Source organism: Limnothrix sp. FACHB-406, assembly GCF_014698235.1.
GTDB lineage: Bacteria > Cyanobacteriota > Cyanobacteriia > CACIAM-69d > CACIAM-69d > CACIAM-69d.
In genome coordinates, this window is sequence record NZ_JACJSP010000002.1 from 220025 (window position 1) to 237219 (window position 17195).

Annotated in this window: 10 protein-coding genes; 3 read left to right on the forward strand and 7 right to left on the reverse strand. The window is 55.7% G+C overall.

The genetic code is table 11. The features are described 5' to 3' along the window. Window positions 1-40 precede the first annotated feature (40 nt). Window positions 41-1843 (reverse strand): hypothetical protein, encoded by a 1803-nt coding sequence (locus tag H6G53_RS02830; RefSeq protein WP_190530859.1) that lies wholly within the window; start codon window positions 1841-1843, stop codon window positions 41-43. Window positions 1844-2473: 630 nt separating this feature from the next. Here H6G53_RS02830 and psaA point away from each other — a divergent pair. After that, window positions 2474-4732: a photosystem I core protein PsaA gene (gene psaA, locus H6G53_RS02835; protein ID WP_099532036.1), complete on the forward strand. Its 2259-nt coding sequence runs from the start codon at window positions 2474-2476 to the stop codon at window positions 4730-4732. 74 nt (window positions 4733-4806) lie between these two features. Then, the gene (gene psaB, locus H6G53_RS02840) at window positions 4807-7020 is read left to right on the forward strand and encodes a photosystem I core protein PsaB (RefSeq protein ID WP_190529260.1); all 2214 of its coding nucleotides are present in this window, start codon (window positions 4807-4809) and stop codon (window positions 7018-7020) included. A 318-nt stretch (window positions 7021-7338) separates the two neighbouring features. Here the strand turns inward: psaB and H6G53_RS02845 are convergent, their stop codons facing one another. The 4 genes from H6G53_RS02845 to H6G53_RS02860 all read right to left on the reverse strand — a co-directional run bounded on the left by H6G53_RS02845 (window position 7339) and on the right by H6G53_RS02860 (window position 13599). Continuing rightward, window positions 7339-8877: an HlyD family efflux transporter periplasmic adaptor subunit gene (locus H6G53_RS02845; RefSeq protein WP_099532034.1), complete on the reverse strand. Its 1539-nt coding sequence runs from the start codon at window positions 8875-8877 to the stop codon at window positions 7339-7341. Between the two features lie 81 nt (window positions 8878-8958). Further along, on the reverse strand, window positions 8959-12024 hold the full coding sequence (locus H6G53_RS02850; RefSeq protein WP_190530860.1) for an ABC transporter transmembrane domain-containing protein: 3066 nt from the start codon (window positions 12022-12024) through the stop codon (window positions 8959-8961). Between the two features lie 250 nt (window positions 12025-12274). Then, a complete protein-coding gene (locus H6G53_RS02855; protein ID WP_099533061.1) occupies window positions 12275-13027 on the reverse strand; it encodes a peptidylprolyl isomerase in 753 nt (250 codons plus the stop codon). Window positions 13028-13440: 413 nt separating this feature from the next. Further along, on the reverse strand, window positions 13441-13599 hold the full coding sequence (locus H6G53_RS02860) for a hypothetical protein (RefSeq protein ID WP_190530861.1): 159 nt from the start codon (window positions 13597-13599) through the stop codon (window positions 13441-13443). On the opposite strand from H6G53_RS02860, the gene H6G53_RS02865 reads away from it, so the two are divergent. Continuing rightward, window positions 13578-15296 (forward strand): methyltransferase domain-containing protein, encoded by a 1719-nt coding sequence (locus tag H6G53_RS02865; RefSeq protein WP_190530862.1) that lies wholly within the window; start codon window positions 13578-13580, stop codon window positions 15294-15296. The genes H6G53_RS02860 and H6G53_RS02865 overlap by 22 nt on opposite strands. A 551-nt stretch (window positions 15297-15847) precedes the next feature. On the opposite strand, the gene H6G53_RS02870 is transcribed toward H6G53_RS02865, so the two are convergent. Together H6G53_RS02870 and pip are read right to left on the reverse strand one after the other, a co-directional pair. Further along, entirely contained in the window at window positions 15848-16066 is a 219-nt protein-coding gene (locus H6G53_RS02870; RefSeq protein ID WP_099533059.1) for an NAD(P)H-quinone oxidoreductase subunit O, read from the reverse strand. Between the two features lie 87 nt (window positions 16067-16153). Beyond that, on the reverse strand, window positions 16154-17104 hold the full coding sequence (gene pip, locus H6G53_RS02875) for a prolyl aminopeptidase (protein WP_190530863.1): 951 nt from the start codon (window positions 17102-17104) through the stop codon (window positions 16154-16156). Window positions 17105-17195 lie beyond the last annotated feature (91 nt).

Below are 17195 nucleotides of genomic sequence, written 5' to 3' on the forward strand. Positions count from 1 at the left end.
GACCTGCCTAGCTGGGGGCTGTCTGGATTGGGATTGTTGCCTAATCACCCGACGGAATCGGCACTTGCTTGATGTCGAAGGGCAGGTTCAAATCATCCGGCAACTGCTGTTGAGTCTGTTTCAGCCACTTCAGAAATTGTTTGCGCAAGCCCTTGAGGGGGCGATCGGGCGTTGCCGTGGCCGATGGGGTTTCCGATGGCGTTGGCTCAACGATCGGCTCCGGGGTCACCGGCTCGATCGACTCAAGCACAATCGGCGGTTTTTCTTCTGTTGAAGGCGCTGACTTGGGTGTAGCCACCGCTGCCGGTTCCGGTTGGGCTGCCGGTTCGATCGGCTCCGTGGTGGGAACTTCCGTTGCTGACGCTTCCGGCTGTGTTGCCTCCGCTGGTGCAATCACATCCGGTGGAGCAGCTTCCGGCTCCGGTTCGCTCACCAATGCTGGCGAAGCAGACTCTTCGCGGTCTTCGCTCAGGGAACGGTCGATTCTCTGGGCCTCTGCTTGAGGCAGGGCTGCATCCGGTGGCTCTGGGCTAGCTGGCTCTGGGCTAGCTGGCTCGGCACTGGGTTCCGGCATTGGCTCCGGTTCCGGAGCCGCAGGCGGGTTAATGATCGCTGACTCCTCGGCCGTTTCCGGTTCTGGAGCCAGAGCGGTGGCCTCCGCCGGAGTCACAGCACTGGGCTGTGGAGCTAGGGTCTCACCCGGGTCGATCGTGTCGTTATTTGTTGCCTTCTCGTCGCCTGCGTCCTCTGGCTCGACCGCTTCCATCGACGGGGCCGCCGGTTCTGATTTTGGGGCGATCACCTCCGGTGCTTCGGTCTTTGGCGCTTCGGTCTTTGATTCTTCGGTCACGGCCGGCAGGTCTTGCGGCAACGGTGCGATCGGCGCGATCGGCTCAGGCGCGGTCACTGGTTTCGGTTCCGGGGCCGGTGGCTCATAGGTTGGGTCAATCAGCGCCCGAGCTTCCGACTCCGGCAACGCACCCTTCAGCAGTCGGTCGATCGCGCTCGTCTGGTTGGGGTCAAACTCCACCAGCGCCACCGACTCATTAAACGCATTCTCCAGCAGCTCTCCCCGATCGTCGATCAGCTCCAACTTCACCCAGTTTTTGCCCCGACGGAATCCCTTCAAATAAATAGACTGCCAATCATCCAGCAAAAAGCTGTCGCCATTGACCGTCACCCGCACCTTCCAATCCACAATCTCATCATCATCCCGCTCCCGAGCCAGCAGATGCAGCGGTGCATTGGTCAAGTAAAAGTCCAGCAACACCGGCTCCGTACCCACCGTCCCGATCGGTTGGTTATAGGTCAGCAGTGGCCGGCCCGAGTCGGGAACCTGGGTTTGGGTTTTTGCAAACACATGGAAAGAAACCTGAGCATAGGCCCCATCATTCTTAAAGCTTTCATGCCAGGGACGTTCCGCAAAGGCCCGGATTGTGTGAGTTCCCGGCGTTAAGTCGCTAATCGTAATCGGATCCGTGACATCAAAAATCTCCGCCACCGGGCGATCGTCCAACATCAGCTTTAAATGTGGCCCGGCGGCCAGCGCTTCATCCTTAAATAGCGGCAAATCCTGCACCCGCAACTGCACTGCCACCTGTGTTTGCGTCAGGGTTTCATCGGGCCTTGGCGCAATGATCTGCACCTGGGGTTGATAGCGATCCAACTCCCGATTCAATCGCTGCACGATCGATGGTGGTGCTACCTCATCAATGGCCCCCACCACCTTGCCTTGATTGGGTTTAGGCGGCGTGGCCGTCGCCAGCGGTGGTGGCTCCTTGGCGCATCCCCCGATCGGCAACAGGAGGCATCCCCAGACCAACACCACGCATCCCCAGGCCATTCGCCGCCCTAGCCCTCGACCCAGCGCCCCGAGCCACCTCATCTCGTTACCTCTTTGCAATCTTCAGTAATGGGTATAGGAACTGATATGACCTAGGCGATCCTAAGCAAACCTAGGCAATGCAGAATTTGGAAAACTTGCGAAATCTGCGAAATTTGCGATCTGAAGGCGATTTGAAATCGAGTCCAGTGTATCCGAGAACCATAGCCGGGCCGCGGTTTCCAGCCTTTACCACAAAGAACTACCCAACTCGACCTCAGATGCTTTGCAATTCTTAATCAAACTGTTTGTAAAGTTTATAAACCTAACTTTCTGGATCTTACTACTGAATAAAAAAGCTCCAATGCCTCATGGGATGAGGCTTTACGGATTTTGAAATATTGTTAACCCCCTCAAGTCCCTTGAAAACCCACGTCTATAATCTTCAAGAGAGAAGCCACCCCGGTCGTTCACTGCGAGCTAGATGCGACGGGAATTCCAGGCAATCTGGCTGTGATGCGTGTCTTGATCCCTGCTATCCAAGCCGTGATCAACACCATCGCTGACCCGCTGTACCCCCCTGTTTGGGGCGCTGCGAAGGCCAGCCGGGTGGATAGTCCTCGTTTCCTGTCTTGAGAGAGGAGAATCTCGATGACGATTAGCCCTCCAGAGCGAGAGGCAAAAGTCAAGGTCTCGGTTGATAAGAATCCGGTTCCGACTTCTTTCGAGAAGTGGGGCAAGCCGGGTCACTTTGATCGAACTTTGGCTCGGGGTCCCAAGACGACGACTTGGATCTGGAACCTCCACGCTGACGCTCACGATTTTGATAGCCATACCAGCGACTTAGAAGACGTTTCGCGCAAAATTTTTAGCGCTCACTTCGGCCACTTGGCCGTGGTTTTCGTTTGGTTGAGCGGCATGTACTTCCATGGTGCACGCTTCTCGAACTACGAAGCCTGGTTGAGCGACCCGACTCATATCAAACCCAGCGCCCAAGTGGTTTGGCCGATTGTGGGCCAAGAAATCCTCAATGGCGACGTGGGCGGTGGATTCCACGGTATTCAAATCACCTCCGGTCTCTTCCAAATGTGGCGGGCCGCCGGTTTCACCAATGGCGATCAACTCTATGTGACCGCGATCGGTGGGCTGGTGATGGCTGCCCTGATGCTGTTTGCTGGCTGGTTCCACTACCACAAAGCAGCACCCAAGCTGGAATGGTTCCAAAATGTCGAATCGGCAATGAACCACCACCTGGCAGGCTTGCTGGGCTTGGGCTGCTTGAGCTGGGCTGGTCACCAAATCCACGTTTCTCTGCCCATCAACCACCTGCTGGATTCGGGTGTGGCGCTGAAGGATATTCCGCTGCCCCATGAATTCATCCAAAACAAGGATCTGATGGCGGAGATCTACCCGAGCTTTGCTCAGGGTCTGACCCCCTTCTTCACGCTGAACTGGGGCGCTTACGCCGATTTCCTCACCTTCAAGGGCGGTTTGAACCCCGTCACTGGTGGTCTGTGGCTGTCGGATACGGCTCACCACCACTTGGCTTTGGCTGTGCTCTTCATCGTGGCTGGTCACATGTACCGCACGAACTGGGGCATTGGTCATTCCATGAAGGAAATCCTGGAAGCCCACAAGGGCCCTTACACCGGCCAAGGCCACAAGGGTCTCTACGAAATCTTCAATACCTCGTGGCATGCGCAACTGGCCGTTAACTTGGCTGTGTTGGGTTCGCTGACGATTGTGATCGCGCACCACATGTACGCGATGCCCCCTTACCCCTACATTGCGACGGATTACCCGACGCAGATCTCGCTGTTCACCCACCACATGTGGATTGGCGCGTTCTGCATCGTGGGTGCTGGCGCTCACGCGGCGATCTTCATGGTTCGTGACTACGATCCGGCGAAGAACGTTGATAACTTGCTCGATCGCGTGATTCGTCACCGCGATGCGATCATCTCGCACCTGAACTGGGTGTGCATTTTCCTGGGCTTCCACAGCTTCGGTCTGTACATCCATAACGACACGATGCGTGCTTTGGGTCGTCCCCAAGACATGTTCTCGGATACCGGTATTCAGTTGCAGCCGGTGTTTGCGCAATGGGTGCAAAACCTGCACGCCCTTGCGCCTGGTAACACGGCTCCTAATGCCTTGGAAATCGTCAGCCACGCTTTTGGCGGCGGCATCGTGGCGGTGGGTGGCAAGGTGGCAATGATGCCGATCACCCTGGGTACGGCGGACTTCATGGTTCACCATATCCATGCGTTCACGATTCACGTGACGGCGCTGATTCTCCTGAAGGGCGTGCTGTATGCGCGTTCGTCTCGCTTGATCCCCGATAAGGCGAACTTGGGCTTCCGGTTCCCTTGCGATGGTCCGGGTCGTGGCGGTACTTGCCAAGTGTCCGGTTGGGATCACGTGTTCCTCGGTCTGTTCTGGATGTATAACTCGCTGTCGATCGTGATCTTCCACTTCTCCTGGAAGATGCAATCGGATGTGTGGGGCACGGTGAACCCTGATGGGTCGGTGGCTCATATCACGGCGGGCAACTTCGCTCAAAGCGCCATTACCATCAATGGTTGGCTGCGTGACTTCCTGTGGGCGCAAGCTTCGCAGGTGATCACCTCCTATGGTTCGGCTCTGTCGGCCTATGGTCTGCTGTTCCTGGGTGCTCACTTTGTGTGGGCGTTCAGCCTGATGTTCCTGTTCAGCGGTCGCGGCTACTGGCAAGAACTGATTGAGTCGATCGTGTGGGCGCACAACAAGCTGAAGGTGGCTCCGGCGATCCAACCCCGTGCTCTGAGCATCACTCAGGGTCGTGCGGTGGGTGTTGCTCACTACCTGCTTGGCGGCATTGTGACCACTTGGTCGTTCTTCCTGGCTCGAATTATTTCGGTCAGCGGCTAATCCCTTTAGCCCCGGATTGCATCTGAGGTCGAGACGCGACTTCGGCAACGAGGATTAAGACAAAAACAGGACTTATGGCAACCAAATTCCCAAAATTTAGCCAGGATCTCGCCGCTGATCCCACGACGCGGCGGATCTGGTACGGGATTGCCACAGCCCACGACTTTGAAAGCCACGATGGCATGACGGAAGAAAATCTTTATCAAAAGATTTTCGCGTCGCACTTCGGTCACCTGGCAATCATCTTCCTGTGGACTTCGGGCAACCTGTTCCATGTGGCCTGGCAAGGCAACTTTGAGCAGTGGGTGAAAGATCCCCTGAACGTCCGTCCGATCGCCCACGCGATTTGGGACCCGCACTTCGGCCAAGCCGCCGTTGATGCGTTTACCCAAGCGGGTGCGTCGGGCCCTGTGAACATCGCCTTCTCGGGTGTGTACCACTGGTGGTACACGATCGGGATGCGCACTGTGGGCGACCTGTACCAAGGCGCTGTGTTCCTGCTGGTGTTGGCGGCTTTGATGCTGTTTGCCGGTTGGCTGCACTTGCAACCCAAGTTCCGCCCCAGCCTCTCCTGGTTCAAGAACGCAGAATCGCGTCTGAACCACCACTTGGCGGGTCTGTTCGGCGTGTCGTCGCTGGCTTGGACGGGTCACTTGGTGCACGTGGCGATTCCTGAATCGCGCGGTGTGCATGTGGGTTGGGATAACTTCCTGTCGGTGGCTCCTCACCCGGCTGGTTTGGCTCCTTTCTTCACCGGTAACTGGGGCGTGTATGCCGAGAACCCCGATACGGCTGGCCATGTGTTTGGCACGGCTCAAGGGGCTGGCTCCGCAATCTTGACCTTCCTGGGCGGTTTCCACCCCCAAACGGAAGCCCTGTGGCTGACGGATATTGCTCACCACCACCTGGCGATCGCGGTGATCTTCATCGTCGCCGGTCACATGTACCGTACCAACTTTGGTATTGGTCACAGCATCAAGGAAATCTTGGAAGCGCACAAGCCACCTTCGGGCAAGCTGGGCGACGCTCACAAGGGTCTGTTTGATACGCTGAACAACTCGCTGCACTTCCAACTGGCTCTGGCCCTAGCTTCGCTGGGTGTTGTGACCTCGTTGGTGGCTCAGCACATGTATTCGATGCCGTCGTATGCCTTCATTGCGAAGGACTTCACGACTCAGGCTGCCCTGTTTACTCACCACGAGTACATTGCTGGCTTCCTGATGGTGGGTGCGTTTGCCCACGGCGCAATCTTCCTGGTGCGTGATTACGATCCCGCCCAGAACAAGAACAACGTGCTCGATCGCGTGCTTCAGCACAAAGAAGCGATCATCTCGCACCTGAGCTGGGTCTCGCTGTTCCTCGGTTTCCACACCTTGGGTCTGTACGTTCACAACGATGTGGTTGTGGCGTTCGGTACGCCTGAGAAGCAAATCCTGATCGAACCCGTTTTCGCTCAATGGATTCAAGCGGCTCACGGCAAACTGCTCTACGGCTTCGATACGCTGCTGTCGAACCCCGATAGCTTGGCGGCGACGGCTTGGCCGAACCATGGCGATGTGTGGCTGCCTGGTTGGTTGGAAGCAATCAACAGCAACGCTAACTCGCTGTTCCTGACGATCGGTCCTGGCGACTTCCTGGTTCACCATGCGATCGCTCTGGGTCTGCACACCACCACCTTGATTCTGGTGAAGGGTGCTTTGGATGCCCGTGGCTCCAAGCTGATGCCCGACAAGAAGGACTTTGGTTACAGCTTCCCTTGCGACGGTCCCGGCCGTGGCGGTACTTGCGACATCTCGGCTTGGGATGCGTTCTACCTGGCCATGTTCTGGATGCTGAACACGATCGGCTGGATCACGTTCTACTGGCACTGGAAGCACCTGTGCGTGTGGCAAGGCAATGTGGCTCAATTCAATGAGTCCTCGACTTACCTGATGGGCTGGTTCCGCGATTACCTGTGGCTGAATTCGTCGCAGTTGATCAACGGCTACAACCCCTATGGCATGAATAACCTCGCTGTTTGGGCTTGGATGTTCCTGTTCGGTCACCTGATCTGGGCAACGGGCTTCATGTTCCTGATTAGCTGGCGCGGTTACTGGCAAGAATTGATCGAAACCCTGGTTTGGGCGCATGAGCGCACTCCGCTGGCGAACCTGGTTCGCTGGAAGGACAAGCCGGTGGCCCTGTCGATCGTGCAAGCTCGTTTGGTTGGTTTGGCCCACTTCACCGTTGGCTACTTCGTGACCTACGCAGCCTTCTTGATCGCCTCGACTTCGAGCAAGTTCGGCTAAATCTAATTGCCTCCTAGGTAACTAGCAAAAATCCCCCGGTCTCTTTGAGATTGGGGGATTTTGCTATTGCAGAATGGGGCGATCGATTCAATTCAATTCAATCGATTCAGATTCTAATGGCTTGTTCCAATGGCTCGCTTGGTAGGGCGCTGCAATCTCTGGAGACCTAGGGCGATCGATTCAGGATCGCTGGATCGCTTGAATGATGTAAGTCTCCACGGATTCAAGAAAAGACCCATGCAAAAGCGGGGCGCACAGGTTGCCCTGCCTTCGCCCCGCTTGCCATTGCAGTTCTGATTGTTTGAAAGAGGATGAAGCTTAGCGCACCGTCTCGAAGCTGTCAGCACGCGACTTGAATTGCCCCAGGAAGATATCCAAAACCGATCGCTTGCGGGTCTTGATCCGTGCCGAAACCGACATCCCAGCTTGAATCTTTAACTCCAAGCCCCGATTAGTTTTCAGGGTCTGCCGTTCCAGCTCAATCCGAATGGGAAACGTATAGGTGGGGCGCTCTTGGGTGGGTGCTAGGGCATCTGACCCGATCGAGACTAATTTCCCCTTGATGCTGCCAAATTCCAGCGAGGGGAACGTGTCCACACTCACCTCCACTGGCATTCCCACTTCCACGAACCCGATATCCTTGTTGGTTACATAAACCGATGCCACCAACTCGCCATCGGGCACAATGCTCAACATGGGTTCCGTGGGGCTGGCCACATAGCCCGGACCGCTAGCCTTAATATCAAAAACCGTGCCAGCAATGGGGGCGCGTAGTTCTTGATAGCGTACCGCTTGCTCTGCTTTCACCAATTGGCTTTGCACCTGGGCAAGCTGGCCGACCACGTTGGCATCCTGGCGGCGGTTATCCAGACGGGACTTCGCCAACTGGGTGTCAATATCGGCGATCGCCCGATCGTTGTCCGCAATGCGGTTTTCCAAATCCGCCGCCCAACTGGTTTGGGTGGTGCGAATTTCCGCCAACTGCGTCCCAATTTCCGCCTGCTTGGTTTGCATGGAAGCCATGAGGCGAGCTTCTTGCTCATTCAAACTGGCGATTTGCCCCTCCAGGGTTGCCACCGCATCAGCATTCGACAGCACAGCCTGCTGTTGGTTTTTGAATTGCAGTCGGGCAACGGCCCCTTCTTCAACGAGGGGCTGCAAATCAGCGATGATTCCCTCATTGATATTTAGGCGTTCTTGGGCCTGTCCCAATCGAATTTGGATGGCCCGTCGTTGGGCGCGAGTGTTGGCCACATCACTGCGCAATTCGTTGATTTGCGAGTTCAGTTCCGCCACGCGCGATTGCAGTTGCGACAGTCGAGAAGCTTGGGCCGCTCGGTTTTCTGCTAAACGACCGGCTTGGCCAGCCGGAGCCGCGCGATCGCCCCGCAGCAGCGCCCGCAGATAGATATTTTCCGCCACTCGCACAGCTCGGTTGCGTTGAAGGTCAATAATACTAGCCTGGCCCTCGCGGGTTAAGCCCAAGCCAGCGGCCTCCGCTCTAATCAGTTGCTTTTGGCGTTCGAGAGAGTCCTGGTTGGCCTTCAGGGATTGCACATCCGCCGCCTGCCCCGTGGGGTCAAAGGTGGCGAGCAATTGGCCCTTTTCGACCCGTTCGCCGTCTTTGACCACAATTTCCCGCACTACCCCGCCGGCCGGTGCTTTGATCGGTTTTGTGGAGTCCTTGGGCTGTAACTTACCGGCCGCCGGGACGGACTGGTCAATCTGGGCCACTGCGGCCCAAGTGATACCGCCGACCACAAAGGTCACAATCAACCAAATAAATCCACTGGCGAGCAATGCCGGCCGTTGTAGCAAGACCGGTTGCTCTTCCCGTTCGATAAAGGCCTTTAGCATTGAGTTTCACCAAATAGCAGACTGAAAGGACTGAAAGGATTGACGGGTTACAAACAAACGGGGTGAGGACGGGGGGAATCGCTAGCTAAACGACCCCTCCTGTTGTTGGAACAGGCAATAGTAGCGACCCTTCATAGCCATCAATTCCTCGTGGGTTCCCTGTTCAACCACGGCCCCCTTATCCATCAGGATGATGGAGTCTGCGTTCAGAACCGTGTTCAATCGGTGGGTGATGAAGAACACCGTGCGGTTTCGGAACTCAACGGCCAGGTTATTACAAACCTGACGTTCTGAGTTGTAGTCCAGGGCGCTGGTGGCTTCGTCCAAAATCAGGAGTTTGGGCTGTTGCAAAACGGTACGGGCGATCGCAATCCGCTGTCGTTGTCCCCCAGAAAGCCCGGTTCCCCGTTCCCCAACCACGGTGTTGTAGCCGTTGGGCAACTGCATGATGAAGTCGTGGGCGGCGGCCACCTTGGCGGCGTGAATCACTTCCTCGGTGGTGGCATCCGGGTTGGCTAGCATGATGTTTTCTTGCACCGTGCCCGTAAACAGAAGGGTGTCTTGCAGCACCATCCCAATTTGTCGGCGCAGGGAGTAGAGTTCTACCTTGCTGATGTCGTAGCCATCAATTTGGATGTAGCCAGCGGTGGGAGCGTACAGCCGCTGGAGGAGTTTCATGAGGGTGGATTTCCCGGAACCGGATTCCCCCACAATCCCTACAAAAGTGCCCGGGGCAAAGTCGAGATTAACGTTGGCTAGCTGCAAGGGCCCCGTTTCTGCAAAGCGGAAGGAGAGGTCGGAGAACTTGACGGAGCCGACCAATTCCGGCATGGGGATGTTGTCGCGATCAGCATCGCTGGACTCCGGTTGGCTGTCAACAATATCCGCCAGACGTTCCACAGAAATTGAAATCTCCTGCACCTGTTGCCAAGCACCCACCAGGCTGAGGAGGGAACCCGTGACGTTTCCGGCCAGGATTTTGAAGGCGATCAATTGCCCCAGGGTGATTTGGTTGCCAATCACCAAATAGGCCCCTGCCCAGAGCAGGGCTAGGGTAGACAGGCTGTTCAGGAAGGAGGTGGCCCCCCCGATCGTGGTGCCGGTCATGATCGTTTTGAAGTTTGCCTGGATCATGCGGGCGTAGCGCTCTTGCCACTGCCACAGCACCTTGGTTTCGATGTTTTGGGCCTTGACGGTTTGGGCCCCGGAAATCACTTCCACCATGTAGGAGTCCACGTCGGCGCGGCGTTCCGCTTGGCGACGAATGAGTTGGCGGATGATCGGGGCGGCAAAGACAATAATCCCGCCCAAGATGGGGACGACCGCCAGGGCTACCAAGGTGAGCAGCCAACTGTAAACCACCATCACCACGATGTAAATCACCGAGAAGATGGCGTTCAGGAAAACGGTGAGGGCTGTGCCGGTCAGGAAGTTCCGAATGCTGTCGCGCTCATTGACCCGACCCGCCAGCTCACCCACCCGGCGCACGTCAAAGTAGCCCAGGGGTAGACGCATCAGGTGACTGATGATGGCGGAACCGACGTTCATGTCGATTCGGTTCATGGCATCGACAAACAGGTAAGTCCGCAGGATGTTGAGGATCCCTTCAAAGACGGCCACACCCAACATGAAGAAGCCGAGGGCATCCATGGTTTCGATGCTGCCTTGGCCCAACACTTTGTCGATGATCACCTGGGTGATGATCGGCTGCACCAACCCGAAGGTTTGAACGAAGAAGGACGCGACGACCACTTCGATCAGGGCGCGTTTGTAAGGCAGGATCCAGGGAACGAACCAACTGAGACCGAATTTTTCTGGCAGTTCTTCTACGGGGGCTTCGAGAAGCAACACCATGCCGCTTTCGCCCCAGCTTTCTAGGAACTGCTGGGGGGTCTTGCGCATCACGCCTTCTTCGGGGGTGGCGAGGATGATGCGGGTTTCGGAAATGTCGTAGATGACGGCGAAGCTATCTTTCCAGGGGGTGAGGGCGGGTGCTTTCAGCCGATTGATGAGGACACCGGAAATTTGGATCAGTTGGGGCCGAAAGCCGATGGTTTGGGCGATCGCCCCGCAAACCTGCATGGAGATTTGCCCGGTGGCCCGCAGTTGATCTTCCAGGAGCCGCCGAATCCGGTCTTTGCGGAATTGCAACCCGGGCACGAATTCATTCAGCATCTGGAAGCAGGCCAGAGTGCCGTTGACGGGCCCCCGCCCCCGCACATGGGGATAGGTGGCGGGCTGGGTTAGCAGGGCTTCTCGGGGGAGTTCGGGCGGTTTTTCGGGGGCGAAGGGAATTTCGGGAACGGGAACCGGAGCTGCCGCAACGGGAGCCGGTTCGGTGACGGGGGCGGCGTTGCCGGTGACGATATCAACCGGGGGGGGAGGCGGGGCGATCGCGGCTTCGGTTTGGGGGGTGCGCTGCCGGAGCCAGTCTTGGGTGAACCCAACGACGCGGGCCGCATGGCCGCCGGTGATGGTAACGGAGCCGCTGCCGGCCCATTGCAGTCGATCGCCCGCGATCAGTTTGCCGCTGACGGTTTCCGCTTGGCCACCGCTCAGGAGCCAGACGAGTTGCGGATCAATCAGCCGTTCAAGGGTGGCCTCATCGACAATCCCTTCGGGAATGCCCATCACCTGCACTTCATCGAGCATCCGCAGGGTGATGTCTTTTAGGTTGCCGCGTCGATCGGCTTGGCGCTGAAGCTCCTGGCTGAGCAAACTGAAGAGTTCACAGAGGTTGCAGCGCGACTCCCAGGCCTGACGGAAGGTGGCCTCTTCGGCCATCACGGTCAGAAAGTCGGCGGCGGGAATGCTGATGCAGGTGGTTTCGGTGGAGGCGATCGCCGTTTCGCAGGCCACGCCTCGCAACAGCCCAGCCCAACCGAGAATTTCGCCGGGAGTGGCTAGTTTGAGGCTGACGGGCCGTTGCGATCGCTCGTCAAATCCCAAAACCCGCACTTGCCCTTGGAACAAAACCAAGACTTGGGCCGGTAGGGTTTGGCGATCGAGCAGTGGTTGCCCCACCCGGTAGCGCAGTAGCTGGGCCCCCTGGAGTAAGCGTTCCAAACTGGCGGAGCTGAGGCGGCTGAACGGATCGATCTCCGCCAGAAACACTTGAATGGGCTGATGGCTAGCAGCTTGAGTCATAACTCCAGGCACGGGCAAAAACGGGTCAAAGCAGTCAGGCGGGGCGATCGAGGCGGGCGGCGATCGGGATTGAGAGCCAAATCAGCGCATGGGTTCACGGCTGGCTAACGGTTTCGCAAATTATGGATCGTTTTTATGGATCATTTGCGGAGTCAGGAGCTGAATCAAGATGGGTCAAATTGGATGGGTCAAATTGCCTTTGATCAAACTAACCGTAGCGGGCGATCGCCCTGGCTCATCCCGATCGCCCTCAACTTCCCGAATCGGAAGCGGCCCAAAGTAACTGGGGCGAACCAAGGGCTTGAATTTGTTCGCGCATCCAGTTTTCAAACATTTCATCGATCATTTGTCGGCGCATGGCTTCATCAAGCTGCGACGGCAAAAACTGTTCCAGCCGCACAATAATAAACCATTCCACCAGGGCACGCGGGGGCCACAATTGACCCGGCTGGCTCACTTCCAACATGCGGGCAATGAAGGGGTGAGGCTGGTTCAGAGGCACGGGCCCCAAAAGACCATTGGTTTGAGCTTCTGGACCTTGGGAATAGGTGCGAGCCATTTCTGCGAAGGAAGACTCGCCCTCTTCAATGCGGTAATAAATTTCCTGGGCCAGCCCTTCATCCTGCACGCGAATCAAGGAGTAGACCACCTTATCGAGGCGGCTCTTTTGACTGACAAAATAGTTTTCTACTTTGCGCCCAAATTGGGACTCTTTGAACTTTTCCAGCCGCATGGGCCGAATGGCCAGCTCTTCAAGCCCTTCAATGGAGAGGTTGTTTTCCTGCATCCAACGGGTAATGTCTGCGTCCTCAATAATCCGATGTTGCTTCCGAAAGTTGATCACGGCCTGTTGCCGTTCTTCTTCGGTGAACTCCACATCGGCGATCGCCCGATCGATCACCAATCCGCGTAGGAATTGCGGCATCAGGTGATAGCGACTGAGCAGCGAGAGCATCTCATGCGCTTGGATAACATTCGGACCAATTTGGAAGAGACCTGCCATGGTGAATTGATTTGCAGCGATTGCAGGCAAAACGAACAAAAAGTGTAAACGAAACGTTAACGACTAACTGGTGATTGGCCAATTGATTCAGTCAGTCATCAACTAACCATTAAGCAGCGATCGGGTAACCATCACAGGGTTGGTGTGGCACTTTGGGGTGCGCATCAGTTTTGTGTTTGGGTTGCCCTGTCAGTTAAGCCGCTCATTCAATCGTGGCTGAACGGGGTGGAGCATGAATCTTCCAAAGAATACCATCGCGCCTGGAATCAAGCCGGATAGGTTGTTGCGTTGGGAAAACGGGTGCTCAATGCCTTGGGGACAGGACATAGGGAACAAAAGCCTTGGCCAGAATGCATTGGAACGCGGGGATAGATCTAGATCATGAATTTGATCACTTCAATCACAAGGGCGGATTAAGGTTGTGGACGCAGGGCCGCCGGGCGAGGTTCCGTTGATGGAAAGTGGCGGCTGTGGCTTGTGTCGGGCGATCGGGCGCGATAGCCTAGGGCGGTGATCTGTTCACCCAATCGCTCGCCATCTTCCTGTTCCGATGACTTCTGAACCCGCCGCATCCCTGGCCTACAGCGACATTCACAATGCCGATTTGTTGAAACTGCTGCCCGGAGATGCCCGATCGATTGTGGAAGTGGGCTGTTTCACAGGGGCCTTGGGACAGGCCTACAAACGAATTAACCCCTTTGCCCAATACATCGGCTTAGAGCAAGATCCAGCGGCGGCCCAAATCGCGGCGGGCCGGCTCGATCGCGTCTATGTGGGCAATGCGGAAGATCCCCAACTGGGGGCAGAAATTCCCCCGGAAAGCATGGATTGCCTGGTTTATGGGGATGTGCTGGAGCATTTCATTAATCCTTGGCAAACCCTGACCCACCATGCACGCTGGCTGGCTCCCGGTGGCCAAGTGATTGCCTGCATTCCCAATATTCAATATTGGGGAGCCATTGTGGATTTGCTGTCGGGCCGTTGGGAATATGCGGATTACGGCATTTTCGATCGGGGCCATTTGCGCTTCTTCACCAAGGATTCCATTACCCAGCTTTTTCAGCAGGCGGGGTTAGAAATTGAAGAAATTCGGGGTCGCAGTCGCCCCGACGAAATGCGCGACAAATTCCAAGAGGCGATCGGGCCGCTGCTGGATCGGTTGGGGGTCGATCGGCAGCGGTTTAATCAGCAAAGTGCTTCGGTGCAATACCTGGTGCGAGCCATGCGGCCGGGCGATCGGCCCCAGCGACACTTCTTTGCCCAAACCCTGGTGATGGAAGCCAAGGTTTGCAAACGAGTGCGAGTGACCGAACCGAATGAGTTTTTAAATCGAATTCCCGGAATGCGGGCGATCGCCCAGGATCGCACCGCCACCGCCGGAGCCGTGCAAGCCCACGAAGAGCCAATTTTTATTTGGCAACGGGCGATTTTGAACCGAGAACAGGACTTGGTGCAGCAGCGCAAACTCCTGGCCCGAGGTTATCTGATCATCTTGGAAGTGGACGACGACCCCTACCGCTGGGCCCGCACCGAAAAAACCGACTTTTTCGCCTATCGCAGCGTCCACGCCATCCAAACCTCCACGGAACCCCTGGCCGCCTTCCTGCGCCAAGTGAACCCCTACGTGGCCGTGTTTCCCAATCAGTTGGCGGAATTGCCGCCACCCGCCGCCATCGATCCACAACGACCGGTCACCCTCTTTTTTGGGGCCCTAAACCGGGAAAACGATTGGAAACCGCTGATTGACGGCATTAACCGCGTACTCAATCAACGGGGCGATCGAATTCTGGTGCATGTGATTCACGATCGCCGCTTTTTTGAAGCCCTGCAAACGCCCCACAAAACCTTCCGCCCCTTCTGTCCCTACGAGGAATATGCGGAACTGTTGCACCAAAGCGATGTGGCCCTGTTGCCCCTGGAACGCACCCGTTTCAACGGCATGAAATCAGACTTGAAGTTCATTGAGTGTGCCGCCCACAGCACCGCCGCCCTGGCCAGCCCCGTGGTCTATCAACAAACCCTGATCGATGGTCAAACGGGCCTGCTCTACTACAGCCCAGCGGACTTTGAGCAAAAACTAGCTGCCCTGGTTGACTACCCCCAATTACGCGAAACCCTGACCCAAAACGCCTATCAGTGGGTGTCCCAAAACCGGCTGATGTGCCAGCACTATCGCCAACGATATGAGTGGTATCAATCCCTGCTCGATCGCCTGCCGGAGTTGAACGCGGCCTTACAGCGCCGAATTCCCGATCTATTTGCAGGATGACCCCAGGGCTATTGACCTCTCGCTTGTCCTCGCCGTTTCAGTCAGCCTGGATCCTGCATTAGCGCAACTGATTCCAGGGTGAATGCTGGATTATTTGATTGGATTTTGTTAATTGAAAAGATAAATAATTCAAATTTTCTGAGATCATTTCGGCAACTAGCTAAAGAGCTGAATTGAGGAATTAAAGATTCGGATTTTGATGATCTTTAAATGAATCTGAATTTGATAAAAACTTAGTTAGGAATTTCTAAATTCTTGCCATCTGTATTGACTCATTGCAATAAATTTGAAATTCAATTCATGATCGATAAATGCTCTGTATGAAAAAATCAATCTCTAAAATACTAGATAGATCTTGATAAAGAATTGAAGATTTAAATCAAAAATATCTAATTCACTGAAAAAATAAAAATGCGTGAAAAAAATCAGGTTTATCTTGAAATTAAGATCAACGAAAAATGCCCGATCGGTAGCCAAAAGGTTTCTGATCGGACAATTTCGAGAGTTTTTGAAATGAAATAAGCCAAGATTGACTTAAGACAATTAGAGCATTAACCTGAAAATTCTTCGAGTTGATCCAAGCGGAGCCAAATATTGGGGGTTGGCACTTTGCACCACTTCACCAAGGCATAGTCACCGCGCAGATCTAGCACCTCTCCTTTGCTTTCAAATAGGTAGGAAGAAAAGCGCTGATCACTGGCGGTTGCTTCGACGCTGTTTTCTAGCTTTTCGCGAATGGCACGAACAAAGGAACCTTTTTTGACGGGCATAGGAGTTAATGGCGCGATCGCACGTAATTGTTAACTGAGAACAACCGTTTCCCGGTTGATGCAGATTGTCCCATTTTAAAGCTGAGATCAGACTTTCAGTTGGGCAAAACGTTGGGTTGCCGCCACCAATGCCTTCAGAATTCCCGGTTCCGCCATGGAGTGGCCCGCGTCGGGGATGATCTGCAACTCGGCTTCCGGCCAGGCTTGGTGTAATTCCCAGGCAGAAACCACCGGGCAAACCACGTCATAGCGGCCGTGGACAATGACGGCGGGCAAATGGCGGATCCGATCGACCCGTTGCAGCAGTTGATCGGCCGGGTCAAACCAGCCCCCATGGACAAAGTAGTGGCACTCAATTCGGGCGAAGGCCTCCGCAAAAAAGGGATCGGCAAAGGCCGCCTGCAAATCCGCATCGGGAATGAGCTTGCTGGTGCTGGCTTCCCACACGGCCCAGGCTTTGGCCGCTTGTCGTCGCACCGCTGGATTTTTATCTGTCAGGCGACGGTAGTAAGCCCCCATCAGATCATGTCGCTCGGCTGGGGGAATTGGCTCTAGGTATTGGGCCCAGGCTTCGGGAAACAAATAGCTGGCTCCCTCTTGATAAAACCAGCGCAGTTCCTGGGGCCGCAGCATGAAAATTCCCCGCAAAATCAACCCCAAACAGCGATCGGGATGGGTTTCTGCATAGGCCAGGGCGAGGGTGCTGCCCCAACTGCCCCCAAACACCACCCATTGCTCGATCGCCAAATGCTCCCGCAAACGCTCAATATCCGCCACCAAATCCCAAGTGGTGTTGTCGGTCAAGTCCGCATGGGGCTGGCTGCGGCCACAACCGCGCTGGTCAAATTGCACGATTCGCCACTGGGTCGGGTCGCAATATTGCCGATAGCTCGGTTGGCTGCCACCGCCGGGCCCGCCATGCAGAATCACGATCGGCTTGCCGGTGGGATTGCCACTTTCTTCAAAGTAGAGGGTGTGGCGATCGGAAACGGGCATTGTCCCTTGGCGATAGGGGTCGATCGGCGGAAATAAACTCATGGCAATCCGTCATGTCAAAATCGTAATGACTATGATATTCTCGTAACAGTTCGTAATTCGTCTAAAACAGCGCAACAGGAGACTCACTCCC